Here is a 17,912-nt window from a genome sequence, read left to right on the forward strand (position 1 = left end):
CGGTGTGGTAGGCTTGTGCCATGACCGAAGTGGAAAACATCGTCCTTGAACATCTGCGTCTTATCCGCGGGACGCTCGATTTGCTTCGCGAGGATGTCCGCGAGGTGAAGCAGCGCGTCGGTGGACTTGAGCGCGAAGTTGCCCACGTTCACGTTGAGCTCGGGCAGGTTCACGTTCGGATCGCCGAGCTTTCGGAGCGCGTTGATCGTGTTGGGGGACGTTTGGAGCGTGTAGAGAAGCGCCTCGAATTGACAGAAGCTTAGGCGGACGCCGCAGTGTTGTTGCGCACGCTCGTGGCTTTGCTTCTGCTCGCAGTTTCACCGTTCCTATCGGTCGCGTACGCCGCCGACCCCGCCTTCACGCAATTCGTCGCCTCGCTCTGGCCAGAGGCCAAGGAGCAGGGCGTGTCGCGGGCAACGTTCGAACGCGAAACGCAGGGGCTGGAGCCCGACTACAAGCTCCCCGACCTGCTGCTACCGGGCCGTCCAGCGACGGGTGCGCCGGCGCAGGCCGAGTTCGTGCAGGTCCCCGCCGACTACATCAAGGAAGCCTCGATCGCGCGGCTGGCCGCGCATGGCCAGCAACTGATTCAGCAATATCGTCCGGCGCTCGCCGAGATCGAGCGCCGCTTCGGCGTGCCCGGGCCGATCGTGCTCGCGATCTGGGGCCGCGAGACGGATTTTGGCCGTTACGCGCTGCCCTATGACGCGCTGCGCGTACTGGCGACGCAGGCCTATGTCGGCCGCCGCAAGGACCAGTACCGCACCGAGTTCATCATGGCGCTGAAGATGCTGAGCGACGGTGTGGTCTCGCGCCGCGATCTCCGGGCGTCATGGGGCGGTGCCGTCGGCCTGACCCAGTTCTTGCCGTCGGAGTACTACAAGCACGGCGTCGACCTCGACGGCGACGGCAAGGTCGATCTCTGGCGGTCGGTCCCCGATGCGCTGGGCTCCGCCGCGCAGCAGCTCGCCAACAAGGGCTGGCAACGCGGCGTGCGCTGGGCCTATGAGGTCAAGCCGCCGGCCAATGTCGACTGCACCATGGGCGTGCCCGAGGTGAAGAAGCCGATCGCGGATTGGCTGCGCGCGGGCTTCGTTCCCGTGCGAGGCCAGCGGCTCGGCGCGGCCGAGCAGCAGCAGCCGGCCTCGCTGCTGCAGCCCGAGGGCATCTACGGCCCGGCGTTCCTGACGACGGCGAACTACTTCGTCATCAAGGAATACAATTTCTCGGATTTGTATGTGCTGTTCGTCGGCCACCTCGCCGATCGCATGACCAGCCCCGCCGCCTTCGCGACGCCTTGGGCGGCCTCGAAGCAGCTGCGCAGCAAGGATGTCGAGGCGATGCAGAAGGGGCTGACGCGGCTCGGCCTCTATGGCGACAAGCTGGACGGCAAGGCCGGCATGCAGACACGCGCCGCGCTCGGCGCCTTTCAAAAGAGGGCCGGCCTGAAGCTGGATTGCTGGCCGAGTGAATCGGTGCTGCAGGCAATCGAGGCCGCGCGGTAGCGTGCCGACGATTTGCGCGAGTCCGGCAGCAAAAAGCCCGGCCTCTCGGCCGGGCTTTTCGAAGAGAAATGGTCGTCTGGCTCAGTAGCAGACGCGAACCGGGCGGGACACCCAGCCGTAGCCGTCCCAATAGCGCTCACGGCGCCACACGCACGGCGGCGGGGCCGGCGGAGGGGCTTCGACATAGACCGGACCGCCATAGGCCGGACGGCTGGAGGCAATCGCGCCACCGATCAGCGCGCCGCCGATCAGACCAGCCGCAACGCCCGCGCCGACGTCGCCGGCCTTCGCAGCCGGTGCAGTGACGCTCAGCGAACCTGCGATAGTCGCAACCGCGAGCACCGCGGTCAGGATCTTCTTCATGTTCCAAGATCTCCTGGAGAGCGCCCTCGGGGAGCGCCGGGTTGGTGATTCACGCACGATCAGGGCCATCAGCATCGCTGAGAAAACACGATAATCCGTCAACCCTTCGTAAACTCTGTCCGACCTGATGCGACGGAAAAACGGTTTTTTCTGGCCCTGCGGACAGCGGATTTTGCGTTTTCCGCCGCCGCTTCATGGAATTAATGTTGGTGAACGATCACTCGCACACGCGGACGCGGCGGATGCGCCAGCCATAACCATCCCAGAAGCGCTGGCGTTGCCAGTAGCAGGCGTAGCCGGGATCGGCCACATAGGCAGGGCCGCCTCCGTAATACGAGTATCCCGGGCCGTAGGAGTAGCCAGGGGAGTAGGAGTACCCGGGGCCGTAGTAATAGGGATTGCTGCCGGCGGCGATCGCACCACCAATGAGCGCACCACCGATCAGGCCCGCTGCCACGCCGGCGGCAACGCGACCATTACGCGCTTCGGCCGGAGCAGGCGCCAGCGCTGCGCTCGACAGGGTCGCGACGGCGGCCAGGGCCGCGAGAGTCTTCTTCATGACCTTACCTCTTTCACTTCAGGTCGGCAGATGGCGCATCGGGTGATGCGGCACGTTTTCACATCCCGCTTGAATGATCAATGAACGGGCTCGTCCCATTGGACGACCCATAGACAGGATACGTTCAAATGCTGCATTGCACAAAATTTTCCTGCGGCTCGGACCAGTCATGACGCCGGCGATGGCTATCGCCGTGGCCGTTGGGCTGACATCGGCCTTGTGCTGGGTACTGCTGGTCAGATCCGATCGCCAGCAACCGCGCCGGCGCCGGTCATCTGACACCGCGACCTCCGACACGGCGACCTCATCGACCTCCGGCCAGGGCTTCAGCCTCGCCAGCTGGTTTTCGAATACCTCGGTCGACGCCATGGGCAACCCGATGGACAGCGGCGGCGATGGGGGAGGAAGCGATGGAGGTGGCGGGGACGGAGGAGGCGGCGACTAAGACCGCCGATGATCGCGAGCTTCAATTGCTGACGACTTTGATCTGCAGCAACGTCCTACTCTGAAATCATTCTAGGTTGCACGACAGATTGGAATAGCTTCAAAAGCGCGGTTTTCCCTTTGCGCGGGTAGCTGCGGATGACTATCGATAGCGGACCAAACGACGATTGGCCGGTTTCTCATGATTGTTTGTTCCTGCAACGTCATCAGCGATCACGACATCCGCAAGGCTGTGACCTCCTCGGACGAATTGCCGCGGAGCCCCAAGCAGGTCTATGGCTGCCTTGGCTGCAGCGCGGAATGCGGACGCTGTGCGCGTACGATCAAGACGATCATCGATGAAGCCCTGGGTCCCTGTGCGCGTGCGTGCCAGAGCGGCTGCCAGCATGCCCATCAGCATGCGCAAGCGCCGGTGCAGGCCGTCGAGGACGGCCTCCAGAGCCGGTTCGCCCTCGCCGCCTGCTGACCGCCGCTGCCCTCCCGCGCGTCGCTCTCCGCCCGAAAAATGCACATGAACGGGGGTCGTCTCCGCACTTCGAACCTGTTATTGAGCGCCTGCGGCCTCAAACTTTTCGGAGCTTATCTATGCAGGGCGACCCCAAGGTCATTGAATATCTCAACAAGGGATTGCGCAGCGAACTGACTGCCATCAACCAATATTGGCTGCACTATCGCCTGCTGAACAACTGGGGCCTTCTCGACATGGCGAAGGTCTGGCGCAAGGAATCCATCGAGGAGATGGAGCACGCCGACAAGTTCACCGACCGCATCCTTTTCCTCGACGGATTCCCGAACATGCAGGTGCTCGATCCCTTGCGCATCGGCCAGAACGTCAAGGAGATCATCGAGTGCGATCTCGCCGCCGAGATCGGCGCGCGGACGCTGTATCAGGAAGCTGCGACCTACTGCCATGGCGTGAAGGACTACGTCTCGCGCGACCTGTTCGAGCAGCTGATGAAGGACGAGGAGCATCACATCGATTTCCTCGAGACTCAGCTCGACCTCATCAACCGCATCGGCCTCGAGCTCTACACCCAGAAGCACGTCGGCGGGCTCGAGAGCGAGCACTGACGGTCACGGCCAGACGGCGTCTCTCCTGCGGAACACGGTCGGTTCAGGGCTTCGTAACTTGCCTTGAATCGACCGCCTCCGCGACATTGCAGGCGCTCAGTCGATGATGCCGAATGCGATGACGGGAACGGCCCAATAGACCAGCTGTGTTCCCGCAAACGCGCTTCCGAGCCGCTGCAGCAGCCGCTCGAGATCCTTCTCCTGAAGTACGATCTGCACGACAATCTCGTTGGCATGTCCCTGGACCCGTTCCGAGGGGCTGCGCAGCCGGGCGCGCGCGCCATGGCCGGCGGCCTCCGACGCGGTAAAGCCCGTGACCAGATCAGTCTGCTCTGCGAGATGATCGAGCACCTCCGCACGAAGCCCCTGGGGCACGATCAACGTGAGGCAGACGGCTTGGCCGGTCATGTCGCCTCCTTGGCGCTTGCGCCGTAGCGGCGGTACAGGATCGGCAGCAGGATCAGCGTGAGCAGCGTGGACGACAGCAAGCCGCCGATCACCACGATCGCGAGCGGACGCTGCACCTCCGATCCCGGACCGGTTGCGAACAGCAGCGGTATCAAGCCGAGCGCGGTGATGCTCGCGGTCATCAGCACCGGCCGCAGTCGGCGCCGCGCGCCGTCGATCACGATGCGCTGCTCCGACAGCCCGTGGGCGCGCAGCTGGTTGAAATAGGACACCAGGACCACGCCGTTCAACACAGCAATTCCGAGCAGTGCGATGAAGCCGACCGATGCGGGCACCGACAGATATTCGCCGGTCGACACCAGCGCGAAGACGCCGCCGATCAGGGCGAATGGGATGTTGACGAGCACCAGCAGAGCCTGACGCACGGAGCCGAACGTCGTGAACAGCAGCACGAAGATCAGACCGATCGCGACCGGCACGACGATCGCGAGCCGCGCGGCGGCGCGTTGCTGATTCTCGAACTGGCCGCCCCAGGTCAGCCGATATCCCGCTGGCAGCGGCAGTTCGGCTGCAACCCTCTGCTGGGCGGCCTGTACGAAGCCGACCATATCGCGTCCCCGGACATTGCTGCGCACCACGCTCATGCGGTTGCCGTCCTCGCGGTCGATCTTCACCGGGCCATCGACCCGCTGGATGCGCGCCACTTGAGAGAGCGCGACATGCTGGCCCGATGCCAGCGTCAGCGGCAGCGATGCCAGCATCGTCGGCGCCTGCCGCGTGATCTCGCCGCCACGAACCAGGATCGGCGTCCGGCGTCCCTCCTCGAGCGCGGTGCCGATCGTTCGGCCTTCGATCTGCGTGCGCAGCGAGGCGGCGATGGAGTCCACCGTCAGTCCAAGGCGGCCAGCCTCCATCCGGTTGACGGCGATCGTGTAGTACTGCGCCCCCTCGTTCAACGTCGTGTAGACGTCCTGCGAGCCCTCGACCTCGGACAGGATGGATGAGAGCTTTGCGGCGATCTCGTTCAGCTTACCGATATCAGGCCCGAAGATCTTGACCGCGACGTCGCCGCGAACGCCGCTGATCATTTCCTGCACGCGCATGTCGATCGGCTGCGTGAAGCTGAGCGAGACGCCGGGGAAGCCGCTCAGGACCTCGCGCAGCTTGTGCAGCAGCGCGTCGCGATCCGTGCTTTGCCTCTGTTCCGCCGGCTTGAGCACGAGAAAGGTATCGGTCTGGTTCGGTCCCATCGGATCCAGACCGAGTTCGTCGGAGCCGGTGCGCGCGATGATGCCGGCGACATCTGGCACCTTCATCAGGGCCGTCTGTAGTCGGGCGTTGATGGCAAGCGATTCGTCGAGATTGACGGACGGAAGCGTTTCGACGCTGACGATAATGTCGCCTTCGTCCATCGTCGGCATGAAGGTCTTGCCGAGCTGAGCGTAGCCGTATCCCGCGGCGATGAGGGCGGCGAGCGCGGCAACAATGACCTTGCGTTCGTTCCGGAGCGCCCATTCCAATGCCGGCGCATAGATGCGCTGCGCGGCCCGGATCAGCCACGGATCCTCGTGCGATGCGGATGTGACGACGAAGGAGGTCGCGACCGGAAGCACCGTCAGCGCGAGCAGCAGCGACGCGGCGAGCGCGAAGATGATGGCGAGCGCGACCGGGATGAAGAGCTTGCCCTCCAGCCCCTGCAGCGTCAGCAGCGGGACGAAGACGATGATGATGATCAGGACGCCGGAGGCGACCGGCTGCAGGACCTCGCAGACGGAACGGTAGACGATGTGGACGAGCGGCGTCGTGCTCGCGCGGTCGTGCTTGCCGAGATTGCCGACGATGTTCTCGACCACGACGACCAACGCGTCGATCAGCATGCCGATCGCGATCGCGAGACCGCCGAGACTCATCAGGTTGGCGGACATGCCGACGGCCCACATCACGATCAGCGCGATCATGATCGCGAGCGGCAGGCTGAGCGCGATCACCAGCGATGCCCGCCAATTGCCGAGGAACAGCAGCAGCAGCACGACGACCAGCACAGTCGCCTCGGCGAGCGCCCGGACGACCGTGCCGACGGCGCGGTTGACCAGCCGGCTGCGGTCGTAGAACACGTTGATGCTGACGCTCGCGGGCAGCGTGGGCTTCAGCTGCTCCAGCCGGGCGCGGACATCGCGGACCAGTTGTCCGGCATTGGCGCCGCGCAGGCCCAGCACCAGCCCCTCGACCGTTTCGCCCTTGCCGTCGATCGTCACCGCACCATAGCGGGTGAGGGCGCCGATCTTGACGCGGGCGACGTCGCTGACCCGGATCGGGATGCCGTCGCGTGTGTCGACCACGATGGCCTTGATGTCGTCGATGCCGCGGATGCTGCCTTCGATGCGGACCAGCGCGCTGTCCTCGCCCTGGTTGACGCGTCCCGCGCCGTCGTTGCGGCTGTTGGCTTCGATGGCCTTGCGGAACAGCTCCGAGGAAATTCCGCGCGCTGCCAGCGCATCATTGCGCGGCACGATCTCGAACGCGCGGACATAGCCGCCGAGCGAATTGACGTCGGCCACGCCCGGCACGGTGCGCAGCGCCGGCCTGATCACCCAGTCGAGCAGAGTCCGCCGCTCCGCAAGCGACAGGTCGGGACTGTCGATCGTGAACATGAACATCTCGCCCAGCGGGCTCGTGATCGGCGCGAGGCCGCCGCTCACGCCTTCCGGAAAGTCGCGCGAAACATTCGACAGTCGCTCCGAGACCTGATTGCGCGCCCAATAGATATCGGTGCCATCCTCGAAATCGACGGTGATGTCGGCGAGAGCGTACTTCGTCGCCGATCGCAAAATCTTCTTGTTCGGCAGCCCGAGCAGTTCCAGTTCGATCGGCACGGTGATGCGCTGCTCGACCTCCTCGGGCGTGAGCCCGGGCGCCTTCATGATGATCTTCACCTGCACAGGCGAGACGTCGGGAAAGGCGTCGATTGGAAGGCTCGGCAGCACCACGGCGCCCGCGCCGATCACCAGCAGTGTGCTCAGCAGGACGAACAGCCGCTGCGACAGCGCGAAAGCGACCAGGCGCTTCAGCATCATTGTCCCAGCCGCGCGAGAATGCCGCGCAGCGCGGAGATGCCGCCGGTGGCGATGTCGTCCTTGTCGGTGATGGGCCCGGAGATGACGACGTGATCCTGGTCCTCGGCGAGCAGCGTCACCGCGACGAGGCGGAAGCCGCCCTGCGTGGCGACGAACACCGAGGCCTGGTCGCCGCGGCGGACGAGACCGCTATAGGGAATTTCCCAGGCGCTCTCGCCGGCAGAGATGAAGCCGATGCGCGCGGCCGCCATCTGGCCGGGATGCAGCTCGCCGTTGTTCGGAATTTCGGCGCGCACCAGGATGGTCTGCGTCGCCGCGTCCGTCGTCTCGGACACCAGGATCACCTGACCAGGCGTCGCGTAGCCGTCGATGTCGACCCTGGCGCCGGTCTTGATGGCGCCGATGCTGGTGGCAGGTATCGCGATCTCCGCCCACAGCGGCGACAGCCGTGCGAGCTTCACCAGCGAGGCGGCCTGCTCGAGGCGCTGGCCCGGCGATACCGTGATCTCGACCACCGACGCCGCGCGCGGCGCGGTCACGGTGAGCGTCGTGCTGATCGCGGCCTCGTTGGACAGCCGCGAGATCGCCTCGTCTGACAGCCCGCTGAGATGCAGCATCTGCCGCCGCTCGGCCACCACGATGCTGGCCTGTCGCGCCTCGGCCTGGCTAGACTCCAGAACGCGCTGCGGGATCGCCTTGCCGTCGTACAGGTCCGCATTGCGCTTGAGTTGCTGAACCGCGAGCACCTCCTGCGCCAGCGCATGCAGATAGTCCCGCTGCAGCGATACGAAGCTCGGGCTTTCCATCGTCAGCAGCGGCTGGCCGACCGCCACGCGATCGCCGCGGGCGACGGCGAGATTGGTGATCATGCCCGACACCGGCGCACTGACGACCCAGAGCTGCGGTGTCGGAATGACGAGCTGCGCGGGGTAGGGAAGCGTCTTGTCGAGCCGGCTCGAGATCGGATGCGTGACACGGACGCCGAGATTCTGCGCCTGCTCCGGCGTGAGTTTCAGCTCCTCATCGGCCGCCGCCGCGCCCACGATGGCCGACAGCGCGAGCGCCAGGAGGGCGCGCGCGAGGGGCGCTGCAGTCGATCGAACAAAACGCCCGGTCATGGTGATGAGGAATCTCAGCTGGATGCGATGACGCGCTTCATACCCAACTTCCTCTCGCTCCGCACCTGCACAGCTGCGTGAGCACGGTGGTTTACTTGACTGATCGCGACTGCAAATGAGTGGCAGCAGCGGAACTCACAGCTGCTCGCGCCAACGCGCATCGATCACGTCCTGAGCCTCCGGCGCGCCGAGCTTGGTCTGATCATAGATGATATCGCTAATGCTCGGCATCGCCGAGCGCGGGACCTTCGCATCCGGCGACCAGAGCTTCGCGCGCATGATCGCCTTGCCGCAATGGAAGTAGACCTCTTGCACGGTGATCACGAGCGCCGCGCGCGGCGGTTTGCCGAACTCTTCGAGCTGCGCCAGAAGATCGGGATCTGTCGACAGCGCGGCGGTGCCGCCGACGCGCAGGGTCTCGTTGAGGCCGGGCACGAAGAAGATCAGTTGCACCTGGCCGGAGCCTTCCGTCACGTTGCGCAGGCTGTCGATGCGGTTGTTGCCGGGACGGTCCGGCAGCAGCAGCCGCTGGTCGCCGTCGATCTGGACGAAGCCGGGATGACCGCCGCGCGGCGAGGCATCGACGCTGCCGTCGAGGCCGGCGGTGGCCATCACGCAGAACGGCGACATCGTGATGAATGTCCGGCTGTGGACGTCGAGCCCGGGGCGCACCTTCGCGAGCACGCGCTCATGAGGCTTCGGATAGATCGCTGCGAGATCGTTATCGGCTGGGGCGCTCACGGCTCGGCTCCTCGAATTATTTCACGTGATCAGGTGGACGGCGCCAGGGCCAATCGATGATGCCGGCGCTGTACAGCGCCCACCACACCAGCACGGGCTGGAACGCCAGTCGCGGGCCGTGATAGAGCCAGCTGCTGCCGAGCAACGGCAGGTCGATCGCCTCGAACGCATGCTTGAAGTTCGCGGGCCACACGCAGATCGCGTAAGCCGCGAGCCCGATCCCCGCCCAGCGCCGCATCGGTGTCGTCACCAGCGCGGCCGCGCCCGCGAGTTCGCAGATGCCTGTGAGCAGAATGACCTGCGGGGCGAACGGAACGAAGGACGGCGTGATCCGCAGGAACGGCTCGGGGATCGCCAGATGCGCGATGCCGGCGGCCGCGTAGAATGCCGCCATCAGCCAGCGCATCACGGCACGGCGCCGATCGTCGCGCGGTGCCTCCGTCATGTCGCTGTCCCATGCGCGGACCTCGCTGCGTTCATGTCACACGGCATCCGCCGGAACGAAGCAGCTGATGATGATATCGCCGCGATGGTGGACGTACCACACCACCGCCTCGCCGATCGGGTTGCCGCGGTCGCGGATGATGGCGCGCTCGGGCACGGCCATCCAGCGGCCCTCGATCGGCACCCAATAGGTGCCGTCGCGGACGTCGTAGGTGGTCCGGTGACCGTCGGAGACATCGCAGCAGGGGACGCCGTTGGGCGCGATCACGCTCTTGAACCAGGCGCGGATGTCCGGGGGCACGTTCTCGAACTGGCCGTTGTCGACGGCGAGCGCGACGGGTGCGGAGGCGAGCGCCCCGAGCATCAGAACGGCCAGAACGATTCCGCGCATTCGAGGCTCCTTCCCCCGCTACATGCCGCGCTGCGGCGCCGTCGCGAGCAACTCGCGCAGCGCCTCGACGTAGAATTTGGCAAAGCCGGTGGTGAGATGGCCGCGGGTCTCCGCCGACGCCGGGATCAGCAGTACCTTGCCGTTGGCGACGCGTTTCATGGCGTCCGCGGTAACGCCGGTCTCCGGCGGATTGCGTTCGTCATCGGCCGAGTTGATCAGGAGCACGGTCGCCTTGATCTTGTCGAGATCGGCGGACGGATTGTAGTCCTGCGACGAGCCCCACTGATAGAGGAAGTCGTTCGCATCGGTGGGAATGGGCGTGCCGAGGCGCTCCTCGACCAGCTTGTCGGCCTTGGCCGCCGTGGGCGCTGCCACCTGATAGGCGATCGTGCCGCCGGCGGTCGCGGTGCCATAGGCCGTGACGGCGTATTTCATCATCCGCGGCTGGGTCGTGTAGTTGCCGCCATTGTAGTCGGGATCGTTGCGGATCGTCTCCAGCATGATCCGCCGCAGCATCCAGTTGCGCGCCGCCATCTCCGTCGGCTGCGAGGCCATCGGCACGGCGATGTCCATGAACTCCGGATAGCGCGTCGCCCACACCCAGCTGTGCATGCCGCCCATCGAATTGCCGATGATCATCCTGACATGCTTGATGCCGAGCCCCTCGGTCAGCAGCCGGTGCTGGGCATCGACCATGTCGGCATAGTCATAGGCCGGGAATTTGGTCTTCATCCCATCCGACGGCTTCGACGATTTTCCGTGGCCGATGCTGTCGGGGATGATGATGTAGTATTTGCTCGCGTCGAGCGGCTGGTCCTTGCCGAACAATTCGCCGGCGAAGGTCGGCCCCAGCATGCTGGCCCCGGAGCCGCCGGTGCCGTGCAGCACCAGCACGGGCTGGCCCGTGGGCTCGCCGACGGTCGTGTAGTGCAGCTTCAGCTCCGGCAGCGTCTCGCCGGTGTGAAACTTGAAATCCTTGATGACGACGTCGCCCTGCTTCGGCGCGGGGTAGTCGGCGGCCAAGGCCGGTGCGCAAGAAACGATGATTGCGGCAAAAGCGGCGGCAAGCGGTCGAAGCATGCATTCCCCCTGATCTCTGCGCGACTCTTTCGATCGCGTCCGGGGCATGATAGCACGGTCGAGGACGTCGTTCAGCACCGGAATCCACCCGCCATGTGCCGCAACATCAAGACGCTGTTCAATTTCGAGCCACCGGCCACGGAGGCTGAAATCCAGGCCTCGGCGCTGCAGTTCGTGCGCAAGCTCTCAGGCTTCAACACGCCGTCGCAGGCCAACGAGGCCGCCTTCGCAACCGCGGTCGAGGACGTCGCCAACGCGGCGCGGCGGCTCTTGACCTCGCTGCACACCCAGGCTCCGCCGCGCGACCGCGAAATCGAGGCGGCCAAGGCGCGGGAGCGGTCGGCGGCGCGGTTCGGACCGCGCTGAGCCGGCGGGCGCCACAGCAGGGCGAGCGCCTCAGAACTCGTCGTCCTGATCCTCGCGCGCGGCGGCCTTTTTGCCGTGCTTCTTGTTTTTCTTGCCCTTCTTCTTTTTCTTCTTCTTGGGAACGTCGATCTCGTGCGGATCGTCGTCCTCGAACGCCTCTTCCAGCGCCTCGTCGTGCTCGGTCGAAGCGAAGATGTCGCGCACGGCGATCAGCTGCGCGTCGCGCTCATGCGCCTCGCGATCCCGGTTGCGCTTGTAGTCGTCATAGGCGGCGAAGATCTGCTCGAGCCAGGGCATCAGCTGATCGATCGTCGGCAAGGTGCCGGGCGGCCCCTGTTCACCGCGAGGGCCCTGAGGTCCTTCGGGACCCGGCTTGCCCGGCGGACCTTGTTCGCCGCGTGGGCCTTGTGGACCAGGTTTGCCCTGAGCTCCCGGCTTGCCGTCGGGGCCGGGCTTGCCGCGCTGACCATCCGGTCCGCGCCGTCCGGGCTGCCCTTGCGGGCCACGTGGACCCACCGGGCCCTGCAGGCCGCGTCCGGCCGGATTCCTTGCCACTACCGCAACTCCGCTACCAAGCTCTGATTCGCGGCAAAGCCTAACAGAGCCGTGATGATCGCAGCAATTGCAGGAGGGCTGCGAGGCCGACTGATCAACATCAATCGGCGACGCATCCTGATGAGTTCCACTCGATGGGATATCGGGCGGTCGCCGTTGGATCAGGCCGTATAGGCGGGCACCGCGATGCCGTCGGCCGTGTAGCTGCGGATCTTGTTGCGCAGGGTGCGTACGGGCATGCCGAGCAGCCTTGCGGCGTGGGTGCGATTGCCATTGCAGCGCGCCAAGGTCTGGACGATGAGCTCGCGCTCGATCTCCGACAAGGGCGTGCCGATCAACAGCGGCAGAACCTCCGCAGCCGATGGCGACGGCGGCATGACGAGGGGTACGAGTGAGGGACTTGCGGTATCGGCTGACAACTCTTGCGACATAACTCCTCCCGATCAACGCCCGCGCCGACGCTCGAGACGACGCGAAAACATCGAGACCAACTAAACATCCAGCCCGTAAATCACCGTGGTCGGACAAGGTTAACGGGGCCTTAACACGGGGGCGCAGCGAGCCAACCGGCCCGAAATACCCCGAAAGTGCCATTGTTTCGCTGGGGTCTCGACCCATTTCGCCGCAACGCGGCGCAAAAGGGGCGAGGGACGGAGCAGGCCACGCCGCTCCGTCCCGCATCGATCGGGAACGTTGTGTCAGAACTTGCAGTGGCCGTGGCGGAGCAGATGTTCCTTCATCGCCAGCGCCTCGATCACGGTCGGCACCTTGGTGCTGACCGTCTGATAGTTGCCCGGCCACGGCGTGGTCGGCACGCCGTTGTCCCACACCTGGCAGAAGCCGGTGTCGCTCCAGCGGATCAGGTGATAGGGCGCGGCGCTCGCAGGCGTCGCAGCGGAGAGAGCGGCGCCGGCAATAGCGGCAGTGGCACACAGCAGCGAAATGCGGGTCATCAGGAAGGCTCCTCAAATGGCTAAGTGAATGCGGGGCTCCGGCGGCGCCTGCGGCTTGCCGGAGCCGGGCCGGGCGCTTGGCCCGGACACCCCCTTCAGTGTCGTTCGTCATGGAACCGGTTCAATCCTGCATCGCCGCGGCGAGGGCGGCATTTCGACCACACTCGCGGCCTCGCATGCGCATGGCCGCGTAAAGGGCTAAATTCGGCCCGATCGATTCGCTTGGTGGGGCGCGATCGCCGCGCGCGGCCACCGAAATACCGCACCTTCGCGCATCTCATAATCACGCTGCAAAGCTCACTTCGCTGGAGACTTCATTCATGAAAATTGCATCCTCGCTTCGCGGTCTGCTGGTGGCGCTGACGGCCGCTTGCGGCGCCGTCATTCCCGCCACGGCGCATGCGGATGGCGGCTTCATCACGCTGACCATCTACAAGGCGGGATGGATCATCGGCGGCTCCGGCGGCAGCGGCGTGCTCAACTTCCACGGCCGCGCCTATCCGCTGTCGACCGGCGGCATCGACTACGGCCTCGTGTTCGGCGGCTCCCGCACGGTGCTGCGCGGCCGCGTCAGCAACATCTGGCGCCCGTCGGATGTCGAGGGCGTCTACGGCGCCGCCGGCGCCGGCCTCGCCGTCGGCCGCGGCGTTCGCGGCATCGTGCTGACCAACCAGAAAGGCGCGGTGCTGGAGCTGTCCGGCGAGCAGGTCGGCCTGCTGGCGAATGTCGACCTGTCGGGGCTCGCGATCACGATCAGGTAGGGAGGTCATTGGTGATCGGTGCCGGAAAAAGAGCATCGCCGCCGCTACTAACAACCGCTGTCATCGCCCGGCTTGACCGGGCGATCCAGTACGCCGCGGCTCATCGGCTCAATCACAACCGCGTCTGGAATACTGGATCGCCCGCCTGCGCGGGCGATGACAGTTTTTCCTGAGTTGGCCGCGCGGCGCATCATCGATCTCCCGCTCACGATTCGGCGTTCTCGCCGCACATCGTGCGCGAGGGTTGCCTCGGCTGAGCCCCATCGACATCCGAGAGGGGCAGGGAAGACCGGGAGCTCGCCGCTCCCATGGTCCGCGTGCAACAAAAAAGCACGCGGCAGAACCACAGGCTCGGCTGGGACATCCCGGCCTTCCCTGCGCGCATGGTTTGACGGCTTATACGTGGTCTCCCTGGTGCGCCGGGCTTGTTGGCCACCATGACGCACGGGATGCCTTCGCAACACCGCGCGCGTGATACCAGCATCGGGGTATCAGGACATCACGACTTCGCCGTACGTGACGGCCGGCGCTCGTCCGGCGCAGCCCTCACGTCCACCGCGGCCCACCTCCACGTATCGTGACGACGCGTACGTCCCTCTGCATTGGGGCGGGTTGAGGGAGAGATAATCATGATTTCGGAAAATAAGCAAGAAGTATTTTCGGCAAAGACGAATACGCCTTGAGAGGGCCGAGTGCCTGCCGCGTCGGCGGTGAGCTCCCCTCCCCCTTGCGGGGAGGGGTTGGGGGTGGGGGTCCGCGGGCGATGAGTTTCGTTTGAGGCAGGCCGGTCCAGGTGATCTGAAATCACCGGACCGACTTCTCGTGGGGACCCCCACCCCCGACCCCTCCCCGCAAGGGGGAGGGGAGTGGAGAGACCGGCGCCGTGGAGATGTTCTCGGCTAAGGGAAGACGGCACGGTCTCACCAGCCCTGTGAGCAAGATGGGCATGCAGTCCACCCTGCTAGGGGGGGCAAAGGCGCGCCCGTGACCCTCATTGTCTGCTGTGCTCCGTCACGCGCCGTGCCCACCGTCGTGCTGCTGAGTGCGCCGATGCATGGTGGGCACGCGCACGCCACCGCCCTGCGGGCGATTGCTTTGTCCACCCGATCATCCTTGGCACCGCGTATTAGGCCGTCGTCACGATATGCTCCGCCAGCTCCAACCATGGCTGCAGCGTCCACGCACCCGACGCGGCTCCCGACGGCGAAGACAGCACGAACACGGTCGGAAAATCGTCCTGCTCCGGCTGCCGTCCCAGCGCGATCGCGCTGGTCGGCCGGCCGTAGAACAGGCTCGCCGCCTTCTTGCTGGTGAAGGCCACGGTCGCCGGACGGTACTGCCGAATCTTCGCCGTGAACCCCGCAACATCCACGCCGGCCTTCAGCGCGACATGGTCCATGCCCGCGCCCTGCTTGCACAGGTCGGTGAAGCCGATGCCGAGCTGACGCAGCGTGGGATACTCCTCCGGCTGGTACAGCCGCGGCGTGAGCCCAGTCGCATGCAGCGTGCGCCAGAAGCGGTTGCCGGGATGCGCGTAGTAGTGCCCGGTCGCGGCCGAGCGCTCGCTCGCGGCGGTGCCGGCGAAGACGAGGCGCAGGCCGGGCTGAAGCTGGTCGGGCAGGCGGTCCATGGCGCCTTGTGCATTATTGCTGGCCTCGCAACAAGCTGTTGCGAGAGGGCTGCATTGTTGCCGCAGCGGCCGTGGTCTAGGTCAGGCGCAACACAGGGAGCCCCGCATGTCGCAACGTCGTCTGTATCAATTCACCCTCTCCGGCCACTCGCATCGCGCCAAGCTGATGCTGCATCTGCTCGGGCTCGACTGCGACTATGTCGATGTCGACCTCAAGGGCGGCGCGCACAAGCGGCCGGACTATCTCGCGCTCAATGCGTTCGGGCAGGTGCCGGTGCTGGTCGACGGCGAGGCCGTGATCCCCGATTCCAACGCGATCCTGGTCTATCTCGCGAACCGCTACGACGCCTCCGGCCGCTGGCTGCCGCGCGATCCGCTCGCGCAGGCGCAGGTGCAGCGCTGGCTGTCGGCGGCGGCGGGACCGCTCGCCTTCGGCGCAGCGGCAGCGCGGATCGCAACCTTGTTCGGCGCGCCGACCGACATGGCCCGCGCGCACCAGCTCGCCAGCGGCCTGTTCACGGTGATGGAGCAGGAGCTCGGCCGCCGGCCCTGGCTCGCCGGCGATGCGCCGACCATCGCCGACATCGCGCTCTACACCTACACGGCGCATGCGCCCGAGGGCGGCGTCTCGCTGAAGCCCTATCCGAACGTGACCGCGTGGCTCACGCGGATCACGCAGCTGCCCGGCTTCGTCGCGATGCCGGCGAGCCCGGTCGCCGCCGCCTGACGCCGCGGGGATGCACACTGCCGCGTCGCCGTCCTTCGAGACGCACGCCTGCGGCGTGCTCCTCAGGACGAGGCCTTGGCAGCAGGCCGATATCAGACCCTCATGGTGAGGAGCGCCGCTTGCGGCGCGTCTCGAACCATGAGGCCAGGGGGGAGGCGGCTTACAGGAAGCAGCGGCGCTCGTCGCGCAGCTTGAGCTGGATGTTGGTGGCCTCGACGAAGGTCGGCACCGGCTTGGAGACGATCTTGTAGGTCGACGGCCATTCCATCGGCTTCGACTGCAGCTCGGTGTTCCAAATCTGACAGATGCCGGTGTTGTCCCAGCGGATCACGTAGTAGCCGCTCTTCGGCGCGGGCGCAGCGAAGGCAGGTGTGGCGATCGAGGCGGCGGCGAGGGCCGCGGCGGCAGCGAGAGTGGTCAGGCGACGCATCGTCAATCTCCTCAAACGAACGACAGCGGCCCGCGGTGGCGGGCTGACGAAGGCGAGCGCGCGGCTGGCCTTGGGCGAAAGTGGTGCGACAAAAGGGCGCGTCGCGCAAGCCGCGACGTGGCGCCGTTCACAGCGATCTCGGCGATGTGACGATGGGGTGTCGTCATGATGGAGGAGGCGCCGGACGCGCGCCTCCCGGCGTGCAGATGCGGGGCTGCTCGCCGTCGCGCGGCCTCAGAGCGTGCAGCGCCCCTGGCGCCGCAGCTTCACCTGGAGCGTGACCGCATCGTTGAAGGTCGGCACGACGCGGCTGATGATCTGGTAGCGCGACGGCCACTGCACCGGCCTGAACGTGAACGCCTCGCTCCAGACCTGGCAGATGCCGGTGTTGTCCCAGCGCAGGATGTAATAGCCGGCGCGGGCCGGCGTGGCGGCCATCAGCGCCGCGGCGGCAAGGCTGGATGCAATACAGATTGTGGTGAAACGAAGCATCGACAAACTCCGGCAACAAATCGGCCCCTTCCTTGGGGCGCGGCCTGTGTCCATGCGGTGTCGTTCAATTTGAAGGCAGGGCGCCGCGAAACATGCGGCAAAACCGCGCGAGCAGGCATGCGTTACCGATGGCGCATGGCTGACGCGGCGCATCGATGCCGATCAGCGCGCTTGCGGTCCGGGCAGGATGGTGAAGCGGACGGCCTTCGCTGGACTATGGCGTCGCGTAGCTCAGGCGCGCGAACTCCGCCGGCGGCGTTGTCGCCTCCTGGACCGAGAAGCTTCTGTGATGATCGGCCACGCGATCGACGACGACGGCGGAGCCGACCATGGTCACGCGTTGCGTGCTGCCGGAACGGCAACGCGTAGTAGGTTTTTCCGGCCGCGGTGGTGAATTCGACCTGATGGGGAATCCCGTTGATGGCGCGGCTCCACGCGTTGTTCGGCACCTCGAGCGTATGCTTGCCGGGTGCAAGCTCGACAGTCATGTAGCGCCCCGGCGCGAGCGAGCCGACCGTCTTGCCATCGATGTCGATCGTCACCGGGAAGACGCTGACGTTGAAGCCGGTGGGCCGACCGACATGCAGCGTCGCATAACCAGTTCGCGGCGCCTCCGGCGGCTTGGCGGCCTCGTTCCCGATCGGGACCGATGAGCAGCCTGCTGTCAGCGCGATTGCCAGGCCTGCGAGCAGCCAGCGTAGGGGCCGATCCAGCGCCGCCCCGAAAAATGCAATGAACATCGCCGACATTCCCCCGCCCCAGCGGTATTCAACCACGGGCCGCATCGCAATGACAAGCGT

The 17,912-nt window shown here is 65.8% G+C and carries 24 protein-coding genes; 7 read left to right on the forward strand and 17 right to left on the reverse strand.

Annotated elements, in window-relative coordinates; translation table 11 throughout:
• The first annotated feature begins 20 nt into the window (after positions 1–20).
• Both ACQR0Z_RS06975 and ACQR0Z_RS06980 read left to right on the forward strand, forming a co-directional pair.
• Positions 21–263 (forward strand): hypothetical protein, encoded by a 243-nt coding sequence (locus ACQR0Z_RS06975; protein WP_434862360.1) that lies wholly within the window; start codon positions 21–23, stop codon positions 261–263.
• Between the two features lie 18 nt (positions 264–281).
• Positions 282–1,505, forward strand: coding sequence for a lytic murein transglycosylase (locus ACQR0Z_RS06980; protein ID WP_434918709.1), 1,224 nt, complete (start codon positions 282–284; stop codon positions 1,503–1,505).
• An 81-nt stretch (positions 1,506–1,586) separates the two neighbouring features.
• On the opposite strand, the gene ACQR0Z_RS06985 is transcribed toward ACQR0Z_RS06980, so the two are convergent.
• The 3 genes from ACQR0Z_RS06985 to ACQR0Z_RS06995 all read right to left on the reverse strand — a co-directional run bounded on the left by ACQR0Z_RS06985 (position 1,587) and on the right by ACQR0Z_RS06995 (position 2,796).
• Positions 1,587–1,868, reverse strand: coding sequence for a hypothetical protein (locus tag ACQR0Z_RS06985; protein ID WP_006615582.1), 282 nt, complete (start codon positions 1,866–1,868; stop codon positions 1,587–1,589).
• A gap of 217 nt (positions 1,869–2,085) precedes the next feature.
• Positions 2,086–2,427 (reverse strand): hypothetical protein, encoded by a 342-nt coding sequence (locus ACQR0Z_RS06990; RefSeq protein WP_434862361.1) that lies wholly within the window; start codon positions 2,425–2,427, stop codon positions 2,086–2,088.
• Between the two features lie 18 nt (positions 2,428–2,445).
• Positions 2,446–2,796: a hypothetical protein gene (locus ACQR0Z_RS06995; RefSeq protein WP_434862362.1), complete on the reverse strand. Its 351-nt coding sequence runs from the start codon at positions 2,794–2,796 to the stop codon at positions 2,446–2,448.
• A 256-nt stretch (positions 2,797–3,052) separates the two neighbouring features.
• Between ACQR0Z_RS06995 and ACQR0Z_RS07000 the strand changes: the two genes are divergently transcribed.
• Both ACQR0Z_RS07000 and bfr read left to right on the forward strand, forming a co-directional pair.
• Complete coding sequence (locus ACQR0Z_RS07000) at positions 3,053–3,337, forward strand: (2Fe-2S)-binding protein (RefSeq protein WP_434918147.1); 285 nt, start codon at positions 3,053–3,055, stop codon at positions 3,335–3,337.
• 119 nt (positions 3,338–3,456) lie between these two features.
• Positions 3,457–3,942, forward strand: coding sequence for a bacterioferritin (bfr, locus tag ACQR0Z_RS07005; RefSeq protein WP_315717837.1), 486 nt, complete (start codon positions 3,457–3,459; stop codon positions 3,940–3,942).
• Positions 3,943–4,038: 96 nt separating this feature from the next.
• On the opposite strand, the gene ACQR0Z_RS07010 is transcribed toward bfr, so the two are convergent.
• The 7 genes from ACQR0Z_RS07010 to ACQR0Z_RS07040 form a co-directional block, all read right to left on the reverse strand.
• Complete coding sequence (locus ACQR0Z_RS07010) at positions 4,039–4,350, reverse strand: DUF3240 family protein (protein ID WP_434879524.1); 312 nt, start codon at positions 4,348–4,350, stop codon at positions 4,039–4,041.
• The gene (locus tag ACQR0Z_RS07015) at positions 4,347–7,424 is read right to left on the reverse strand and encodes an efflux RND transporter permease subunit (RefSeq protein ID WP_434918148.1); all 3,078 of its coding nucleotides are present in this window, start codon (positions 7,422–7,424) and stop codon (positions 4,347–4,349) included. Before ACQR0Z_RS07015 ends, ACQR0Z_RS07010 begins: the two co-directional genes overlap by 4 nt.
• Entirely contained in the window at positions 7,421–8,542 is a 1,122-nt protein-coding gene (locus ACQR0Z_RS07020; RefSeq protein ID WP_434918149.1) for an efflux RND transporter periplasmic adaptor subunit, read from the reverse strand. Before ACQR0Z_RS07020 ends, ACQR0Z_RS07015 begins: the two co-directional genes overlap by 4 nt.
• A gap of 135 nt (positions 8,543–8,677) precedes the next feature.
• Complete coding sequence (locus ACQR0Z_RS07025) at positions 8,678–9,283, reverse strand: pyridoxamine 5'-phosphate oxidase family protein (RefSeq protein ID WP_434918150.1); 606 nt, start codon at positions 9,281–9,283, stop codon at positions 8,678–8,680.
• A 16-nt stretch (positions 9,284–9,299) separates the two neighbouring features.
• Complete coding sequence (locus tag ACQR0Z_RS07030) at positions 9,300–9,728, reverse strand: DoxX family protein (RefSeq protein WP_434918151.1); 429 nt, start codon at positions 9,726–9,728, stop codon at positions 9,300–9,302.
• A gap of 36 nt (positions 9,729–9,764) precedes the next feature.
• The gene (locus ACQR0Z_RS07035) at positions 9,765–10,118 is read right to left on the reverse strand and encodes a hypothetical protein (RefSeq protein ID WP_434862369.1); all 354 of its coding nucleotides are present in this window, start codon (positions 10,116–10,118) and stop codon (positions 9,765–9,767) included.
• A gap of 18 nt (positions 10,119–10,136) precedes the next feature.
• Positions 10,137–11,198, reverse strand: coding sequence for an alpha/beta fold hydrolase (locus ACQR0Z_RS07040; RefSeq protein WP_434918152.1), 1,062 nt, complete (start codon positions 11,196–11,198; stop codon positions 10,137–10,139).
• 93 nt (positions 11,199–11,291) lie between these two features.
• On the opposite strand from ACQR0Z_RS07040, the gene ACQR0Z_RS07045 reads away from it, so the two are divergent.
• A complete protein-coding gene (locus ACQR0Z_RS07045) occupies positions 11,292–11,564 on the forward strand; it encodes a DUF2277 domain-containing protein (protein ID WP_434918153.1) in 273 nt (90 codons plus the stop codon).
• A gap of 30 nt (positions 11,565–11,594) precedes the next feature.
• Here ACQR0Z_RS07045 and ACQR0Z_RS07050 read toward each other — a convergent pair whose 3' ends face one another.
• The 3 genes from ACQR0Z_RS07050 to ACQR0Z_RS07060 form a co-directional block, all read right to left on the reverse strand.
• Positions 11,595–12,119: a collagen-like protein gene (locus ACQR0Z_RS07050; protein ID WP_434918154.1), complete on the reverse strand. Its 525-nt coding sequence runs from the start codon at positions 12,117–12,119 to the stop codon at positions 11,595–11,597.
• 161 nt (positions 12,120–12,280) lie between these two features.
• On the reverse strand, positions 12,281–12,550 hold the full coding sequence (locus ACQR0Z_RS07055) for a helix-turn-helix domain-containing protein (RefSeq protein WP_434862373.1): 270 nt from the start codon (positions 12,548–12,550) through the stop codon (positions 12,281–12,283).
• Positions 12,551–12,817: 267 nt separating this feature from the next.
• Positions 12,818–13,072 carry a hypothetical protein gene (locus ACQR0Z_RS07060; RefSeq protein WP_434918155.1) on the reverse strand — a complete coding sequence of 85 codons (255 nt, stop codon included), beginning with the start codon at positions 13,070–13,072 and terminating at the stop codon, positions 12,818–12,820.
• A 320-nt stretch (positions 13,073–13,392) separates the two neighbouring features.
• On the opposite strand from ACQR0Z_RS07060, the gene ACQR0Z_RS07065 reads away from it, so the two are divergent.
• A complete protein-coding gene (locus ACQR0Z_RS07065) occupies positions 13,393–13,833 on the forward strand; it encodes a hypothetical protein (RefSeq protein ID WP_434862375.1) in 441 nt (146 codons plus the stop codon).
• A gap of 1,126 nt (positions 13,834–14,959) precedes the next feature.
• Here the strand turns inward: ACQR0Z_RS07065 and ACQR0Z_RS07070 are convergent.
• Complete coding sequence (locus tag ACQR0Z_RS07070; protein WP_434918156.1) at positions 14,960–15,463, reverse strand: mismatch-specific DNA-glycosylase; 504 nt, start codon at positions 15,461–15,463, stop codon at positions 14,960–14,962.
• Between the two features lie 106 nt (positions 15,464–15,569).
• Between ACQR0Z_RS07070 and ACQR0Z_RS07075 the strand changes: the two genes are divergently transcribed.
• On the forward strand, positions 15,570–16,190 hold the full coding sequence (locus ACQR0Z_RS07075) for a glutathione S-transferase family protein (RefSeq protein WP_434918157.1): 621 nt from the start codon (positions 15,570–15,572) through the stop codon (positions 16,188–16,190).
• Positions 16,191–16,350: 160 nt separating this feature from the next.
• On the opposite strand, the gene ACQR0Z_RS07080 is transcribed toward ACQR0Z_RS07075, so the two are convergent.
• From ACQR0Z_RS07080 to ACQR0Z_RS07090, 3 genes are all read right to left on the reverse strand, one after another.
• Positions 16,351–16,620: a hypothetical protein gene (locus tag ACQR0Z_RS07080; RefSeq protein ID WP_434918158.1), complete on the reverse strand. Its 270-nt coding sequence runs from the start codon at positions 16,618–16,620 to the stop codon at positions 16,351–16,353.
• 234 nt (positions 16,621–16,854) lie between these two features.
• A complete protein-coding gene (locus ACQR0Z_RS07085) occupies positions 16,855–17,112 on the reverse strand; it encodes a hypothetical protein (protein ID WP_434918159.1) in 258 nt (85 codons plus the stop codon).
• 122 nt (positions 17,113–17,234) lie between these two features.
• Positions 17,235–17,861, reverse strand: coding sequence for a hypothetical protein (locus tag ACQR0Z_RS07090; RefSeq protein WP_434918160.1), 627 nt, complete (start codon positions 17,859–17,861; stop codon positions 17,235–17,237).
• Positions 17,862–17,912 lie beyond the last annotated feature (51 nt).

This window comes from Bradyrhizobium sp. HKCCYLS3077 (assembly GCF_051167555.1).
Classification (GTDB): domain Bacteria; phylum Pseudomonadota; class Alphaproteobacteria; order Rhizobiales; family Xanthobacteraceae; genus Bradyrhizobium.

Coding starts and splice junctions, on each gene's coding strand:
- ACQR0Z_RS06975 (WP_434862360.1), top strand. CDS start 21: ATGACCGAAGTGGAAAACATCGTCCTTGAACATCTGCGTCTTATCCGC.
- ACQR0Z_RS06985 (WP_006615582.1), bottom strand. CDS start 1,868: ATGAAGAAGATCCTGACCGCGGTGCTCGCGGTTGCGACTATCGCAGGT.
- ACQR0Z_RS06990 (WP_434862361.1), bottom strand. CDS start 2,427: ATGAAGAAGACTCTCGCGGCCCTGGCCGCCGTCGCGACCCTGTCGAGC.
- ACQR0Z_RS06995 (WP_434862362.1), bottom strand. CDS start 2,796: ATGGCGTCGACCGAGGTATTCGAAAACCAGCTGGCGAGGCTGAAGCCC.
- ACQR0Z_RS07000 (WP_434918147.1), top strand. CDS start 3,053: ATGATTGTTTGTTCCTGCAACGTCATCAGCGATCACGACATCCGCAAG.
- bfr (WP_315717837.1), top strand. CDS start 3,457: ATGCAGGGCGACCCCAAGGTCATTGAATATCTCAACAAGGGATTGCGC.
- ACQR0Z_RS07010 (WP_434879524.1), bottom strand. CDS start 4,350: ATGACCGGCCAAGCCGTCTGCCTCACGTTGATCGTGCCCCAGGGGCTT.
- ACQR0Z_RS07015 (WP_434918148.1), bottom strand. CDS start 7,424: ATGATGCTGAAGCGCCTGGTCGCTTTCGCGCTGTCGCAGCGGCTGTTC.
- ACQR0Z_RS07020 (WP_434918149.1), bottom strand. CDS start 8,542: ATGACCGGGCGTTTTGTTCGATCGACTGCAGCGCCCCTCGCGCGCGCC.
- ACQR0Z_RS07030 (WP_434918151.1), bottom strand. CDS start 9,728: ATGACGGAGGCACCGCGCGACGATCGGCGCCGTGCCGTGATGCGCTGG.
- ACQR0Z_RS07035 (WP_434862369.1), bottom strand. CDS start 10,118: ATGCGCGGAATCGTTCTGGCCGTTCTGATGCTCGGGGCGCTCGCCTCC.
- ACQR0Z_RS07040 (WP_434918152.1), bottom strand. CDS start 11,198: ATGCTTCGACCGCTTGCCGCCGCTTTTGCCGCAATCATCGTTTCTTGC.
- ACQR0Z_RS07045 (WP_434918153.1), top strand. CDS start 11,292: ATGTGCCGCAACATCAAGACGCTGTTCAATTTCGAGCCACCGGCCACG.
- ACQR0Z_RS07055 (WP_434862373.1), bottom strand. CDS start 12,550: ATGTCGCAAGAGTTGTCAGCCGATACCGCAAGTCCCTCACTCGTACCC.
- ACQR0Z_RS07060 (WP_434918155.1), bottom strand. CDS start 13,072: ATGACCCGCATTTCGCTGCTGTGTGCCACTGCCGCTATTGCCGGCGCC.
- ACQR0Z_RS07065 (WP_434862375.1), top strand. CDS start 13,393: ATGAAAATTGCATCCTCGCTTCGCGGTCTGCTGGTGGCGCTGACGGCC.
- ACQR0Z_RS07070 (WP_434918156.1), bottom strand. CDS start 15,463: ATGGACCGCCTGCCCGACCAGCTTCAGCCCGGCCTGCGCCTCGTCTTC.
- ACQR0Z_RS07075 (WP_434918157.1), top strand. CDS start 15,570: ATGTCGCAACGTCGTCTGTATCAATTCACCCTCTCCGGCCACTCGCAT.
- ACQR0Z_RS07080 (WP_434918158.1), bottom strand. CDS start 16,620: ATGCGTCGCCTGACCACTCTCGCTGCCGCCGCGGCCCTCGCCGCCGCC.
- ACQR0Z_RS07085 (WP_434918159.1), bottom strand. CDS start 17,112: ATGCTTCGTTTCACCACAATCTGTATTGCATCCAGCCTTGCCGCCGCG.
- ACQR0Z_RS07090 (WP_434918160.1), bottom strand. CDS start 17,861: ATGTCGGCGATGTTCATTGCATTTTTCGGGGCGGCGCTGGATCGGCCC.